5 protein-coding genes and 1 pseudogene are annotated in these 4,628 nt (G+C 42.0%); 5 read left to right on the top strand and 1 reads right to left on the bottom strand.

What is annotated here, in order from left to right:
* Positions 1–221 precede the first annotated feature (221 nt).
* From nagB to L1D50_RS21700, 5 genes are all read left to right on the top strand, one after another.
* On the top strand, positions 222–1,016 hold the full coding sequence (gene nagB, locus L1D50_RS21720; protein WP_045988699.1) for a glucosamine-6-phosphate deaminase: 795 nt from the start codon (positions 222–224) through the stop codon (positions 1,014–1,016).
* Positions 1,017–1,163: 147 nt separating this feature from the next.
* Positions 1,164–2,066, top strand: a complete 903-nt coding sequence (gene nudC, locus L1D50_RS21715) for an NAD(+) diphosphatase (protein WP_128725380.1) — start codon at positions 1,164–1,166, stop codon at positions 2,064–2,066.
* A gap of 2 nt (positions 2,067–2,068) precedes the next feature.
* The gene (locus tag L1D50_RS21710) at positions 2,069–3,247 is read left to right on the top strand and encodes a cystathionine beta-lyase (protein ID WP_239966802.1); all 1,179 of its coding nucleotides are present in this window, start codon (positions 2,069–2,071) and stop codon (positions 3,245–3,247) included.
* Between the two features lie 264 nt (positions 3,248–3,511).
* The gene (locus L1D50_RS21705) at positions 3,512–3,739 is read left to right on the top strand and encodes a hypothetical protein (protein WP_010378049.1); all 228 of its coding nucleotides are present in this window, start codon (positions 3,512–3,514) and stop codon (positions 3,737–3,739) included.
* A gap of 45 nt (positions 3,740–3,784) precedes the next feature.
* On the top strand, positions 3,785–4,072 hold the full coding sequence (locus L1D50_RS21700; protein WP_128726402.1) for a hypothetical protein: 288 nt from the start codon (positions 3,785–3,787) through the stop codon (positions 4,070–4,072).
* A 266-nt stretch (positions 4,073–4,338) separates the two neighbouring features.
* On the opposite strand, the pseudogene L1D50_RS21695 reads toward L1D50_RS21700, so the two are convergent.
* Positions 4,339–4,578: pseudogene (locus L1D50_RS21695) on the bottom strand (site-specific integrase); the annotation flags it as partial.
* Positions 4,579–4,628 lie beyond the last annotated feature (50 nt).

The raw sequence follows: 4,628 nt of genomic DNA, 5'->3' as shown, positions 1-4,628 counted from the left end.
TTTTAACATCTTTCGATTGCATAGAGTAAAAAATATCCATATTTTTTTTCACTTTTGCTTTACAAGCGAATTATTTCTGATAATAATGACAGCGTTGTCATAATGGTAATAACCTAATGTTGTGTATCCCAATTAGGTTCGATCTGACCTTGCTTTGATTGCACGCGAGGCAAGGCTCAGATCCCATTTTATTCTAATCATCTCAACATTTGGTTAATCGTATGCAAGTAGTCATTTTAAAAGACGCTGCCGAAGTGGCAGCATATGGTGCAGACATTTTTACAACGCAATTAAAGCGTAAAGCTAACTCTGTGTTGGGATTAGCGACGGGTTCAACACCGGTCGCTTTGTATCAAGAATTAATTAAGCGTAACCAAGCGAACGAAATCAGTTTTGCTGAAGTTACCAGCTTTAACCTAGATGAATATTTAGGCTTAGATGGCTCGCACCCACAAAGTTATCGTTACTTTATGCAGCAGCAGCTGTTTGACCATATCAACATTGATAAAAGTAACACGCACGTACCGCCGGGGGATGCAAAAAATCCAATTACGGCGTGCGGCGAATATGAAGCGCGTATTAAATCGGCTGGTGGTATTGATGTACAACTGTTAGGTATTGGCAGAAATGGCCATATTGGCTTTAACGAGCCGTCTTCAGGCTTAACGTCACGCACTCGGGTTAAAACCCTAACGAAAGCGACGATTGATGATAACGCCCGTTTTTTTAAAGCAGATGAGTACCAACCTCACTTGTCAATCACTATGGGTATTGGCACGATTTTAGATGCTAAAAAAGTCGTGTTATTAGCGACTGGTGAAAATAAAGCTGATGCCGTTGTTGCTATGGTGGAAGGCCCGTTAACGGCAGCGTGTCCGGCTTCGGCACTACAAATGCATCGTGATGCTGTAATCGTCATCGATGAAGCCGCGGCATCTAAGCTAAAAGATATTGAATTCTATAAGCATATTGAAAACGAAAATCAAAAGCTGTTGGACTATCTTGCCTCTCTGTAGTGTGAAATCACACTGTAGTTTTCAAAAGCCCATTTATGGGCTTTTTTTTTGCCTGTACCTTTGTGCTATGGTAGCTTTAAGGTCTCGCCGAGGTGGATAAATTGTTCCAAAACACGAAGGGATAGGGGCTTGCTGTATTACACTCAAATGACGTTGGACAGAGCATCTAACGAAAGAAAAGATCAAAACTGGTTATTATCTCAAATGGGTGACAACAGTCGCTGGTTATTAATTCAAGACGACGCTAATTTAGTGCATGCCCGAGATAATGAATTACACTATCTTTCTCGCACAGAAGTCGCTGATTTAGCACTTCAAGACGCGATATTCTTAGGTCGTGACGAAGCGCACAGCTATTTTGCGCTTGATGTCTCCAAACAACAAGAAAAGCTTTCTTTTATTGACTCCGAATCAGAATTTATCGATATGCGCCAAGTGGGTCGTAACTTACCAAAGCAACAGGGCTCAATTGGTGTGCTTGCACGAGGCTTATGTTATTGGCATAAAACCCATTGTTTTTGCGGGCGTTGTGGGCAACCCAATAAAATGGTTGAAGCAGGTCATGCAAGACGTTGTGTTAACCCTGAATGCCGCCATATGACGTTTCCACGTACAGATCCCGCCGTTATCATGCTTGTCACTCATGTTTTCCCTGATGGCGTTGAACGCTGTTTGTTGGGCCGTCAGGCTGTTTGGCCAGAAGGTGTATTTTCGACGCTGGCTGGGTTTGTTGACCCCGGCGAGACGTTAGAGCAAGCCGTGATAAGGGAAGTGATGGAAGAGGCGGGTGTTGAAGCATACGACGCCACTTATATTGCCTCACAGCCTTGGCCGTTCCCGTCTTCACTTATGCTTGGGTTTATCGCGAAGGCGAAAACCACAGAGATTTTTGTCGAGCAAGATGAGCTTGAGCAAGCTAAATGGTTTTCACGGGCGGAGCTTAATACATTTTCAGAGTGGGGTGATACAAAGCCCGGCTATAAACTCACCAGAGAAGACTCGATCTCCAGATATTTAGTTGAATACTGGCGTGCACAATCAGAAGAGTAATTATGAAAAAGCATACTAAAATCGTTGCTGCTGGAAGAAAAGCAGAATATACCAAAGGGGTAGTAAACCCAGTTGTTCAGCGCGCCTCTACCGTAGTTTTTGAGAGTGTTGCCGAAATGCAAGAAGCGATAAAAGGCCGTGGACATCGCACCCTGTTTTACGGCCGCCGTGGCACCAATACCCATTTCGCCTTGCAAGATGCCATTACTGAGCTTGAAAGTGGTGCGGGTTGCGCCTTATATCCGTCTGGTGCTGCTGCTATCGCACAGTCACTACTGTCATTTTTAAAAGCAGGCGATCACTTGCTGATGGTGGATACTGCCTATGAACCAACCAGAGATTTGTGCGATAAGTTGTTAAAAGGTTATGGTATCGAAACCACTTATTATGACCCTATGGTTGGCGCTGGGATTGACGCGTTAATACAAGACAATACCAAAGTGTTGTTCTTAGAGTCTCCAGGTTCAATCACCATGGAAGTTCAAGATGTGCCAGCGATGGTTGAAGTTGCAAAGCACCGTGGCGTTATCACTATGCTTGATAATACGTGGGGTAATGGCTGGCAGTTTCGTCCGCTCGATCATGGTGTTGATATCAGCATTCAAGCCGCAACCAAGTATATTGTTGGGCATTCGGATGTCATGATGGGGGTTGCCGTTGCAAATGAGCGCTATTGGCCTGAGCTTAGAGAGCACTCGTATTTACTTGGTCAATGTACCTCTGCAGATGATGCTTATTTAGCACTACGTGGGTTACGTACTATGCCTGCGAGGTTAAAACAGCACGAGCAGTCGGCAATGACAGTGGCGAAATGGCTCGAAGCGCATCCGCTTGTGGACCACGTTAGACATCCCGCTTTTGAGACTTGTCCCGGCCATGAATTCTTCAAACGCGACTTTGATGGTAGTAATGGTTTATTTTCGATCGTAATGAAAGAAGGCAGCCAAAAAGCGATTAACCGCTTCTTAGATGCCTTATCCCATTTTAAAATGGGTTTCTCATGGGGCGGCTATGAAAGTTTAGTTACAGCTAATAAAACCATGGAGCATTTGCGATCAACCACAGGTTGGGCATTGGGCCCCGTGATCCGCCTTCACATTGGTCTTGAAGACGTAGAAGACTTGATAGAAGATTTAGAACACGCACTTAAAGTCTACGAAAAAAACCTCGGTAAATCTTAAAATTTCGGTTCGACTTATTGGTATGGGGTGCTTCTTTTTAAATGAGGTACCTCGGACTTATTTATACCATTTTGAAGGTCGCATGTTTTTCATCACCTTGACCCAAGTAGTGCCATTACCTAATACTTCCGTTTCATAATTCTCCAAAATTTGTAGACGCAGGTCATATAAAGCTAGTTTTATGGCGTTGAAAGGAGTAACTTTATTTACGTATTTTTGCCAGCTTTACATAAATAATACATAGGAAATTTCAAGGAGAATTATATGATGGAAGTAATGTGGAGTAGTATCAGCGTCATAAGTGCGCTTGTTTACATAGGTTTTATTTTTTTATGTATACCAATTCCCCTCTTTATTTACCTTATTTCAAAGCGAGTCAAAGAAATGAGAGATTTAGCGGTGGAATCAAGGATGGAAATTAAAGAGATCAATGCCAGTTTGAAGTACTTTAAGCGTAAGTACAGGGAATCTATAGAGGAAGGTAATATTTAAGACTTACGTCACAAGAGTATTGCAACCCAAATTCAAGGAAAAGTGATGAAATTAAATTTATTGATTATGTTACCGGTAATCTCACTCAGCGCTTGTGTAGTGATGCCAGTTCAAGATACCGCTCACACCAACAAGTGCGAGATTTCATCGGATAGAAAAACCCTAAAGATAGTCGATGTTGCAGATGAAACCAATACGTATTATTCCGTGAGTGGAATTATATTAACGCCGATACTCGTTCCTACTACTGCTATTATTTCGGGAACTTATGTGCTGGCAAATAATGCCTATCGTCTTGGGGAAGAGACGATAAAATGCGAGAGCAAATCTTAAAACCAACTACAGATTTGTATAATTGTTGCGTCGTGTTTTGTATTTGAACATAGCGCAACGCCTCAAAACCACTTGTGCGAGCACCTTGGTTTGCTGTGTTTTTACTTATATAAAGTTTCTAACCTTCAGATATCGCCTTTTTACAACTGTCTTCTAATGTATTGAAAAATATAGATGTTTTAATGCTTTTGAGTTGTTTGCGTTTAGTTTTTCCCATTCAGAGCGAACGTCCATATATGTCACTTATTTTCTCCTTATTTTCCTCTCAAATAGGCTAACGCGTTAAGTGCAATTTTTTGTGTGTTGATAGCCACATTTCGTTGGTTGGCAAGGAAGACTAAAAATTGTGTAACCTCTTCCGTTCCCATTGTCTCAGGGTGACGCTTGTGGTGAAAGTTAATGAATGCCTTAATCCAATATAGGTAGGTTTTTTCTGTACTAATGCTGTAACCACGCATACGCATTTCTTCCTGAAGACCTTTCAGAAATGGGCTTTTTAGACTCATGATAACTACATACCTTATGTGGCTGTATACATACACAGTGTTATCTGAAG

Origin of the sequence: Pseudoalteromonas sp. Isolate6 (genome assembly GCF_022398435.1) — a bacterium.
Taxonomy (GTDB): domain Bacteria; phylum Pseudomonadota; class Gammaproteobacteria; order Enterobacterales; family Alteromonadaceae; genus Pseudoalteromonas; species Pseudoalteromonas galatheae.
This window is presented reverse-complemented; position numbering and strand designations above follow the sequence as displayed.

Coding starts and splice junctions, on each gene's coding strand:
- nagB (WP_045988699.1), top strand. CDS start 222: ATGCAAGTAGTCATTTTAAAAGACGCTGCCGAAGTGGCAGCATATGGT.
- nudC (WP_128725380.1), top strand. CDS start 1,164: ATGACGTTGGACAGAGCATCTAACGAAAGAAAAGATCAAAACTGGTTA.
- L1D50_RS21710 (WP_239966802.1), top strand. CDS start 2,069: ATGAAAAAGCATACTAAAATCGTTGCTGCTGGAAGAAAAGCAGAATAT.
- L1D50_RS21705 (WP_010378049.1), top strand. CDS start 3,512: ATGATGGAAGTAATGTGGAGTAGTATCAGCGTCATAAGTGCGCTTGTT.
- L1D50_RS21700 (WP_128726402.1), top strand. CDS start 3,785: ATGAAATTAAATTTATTGATTATGTTACCGGTAATCTCACTCAGCGCT.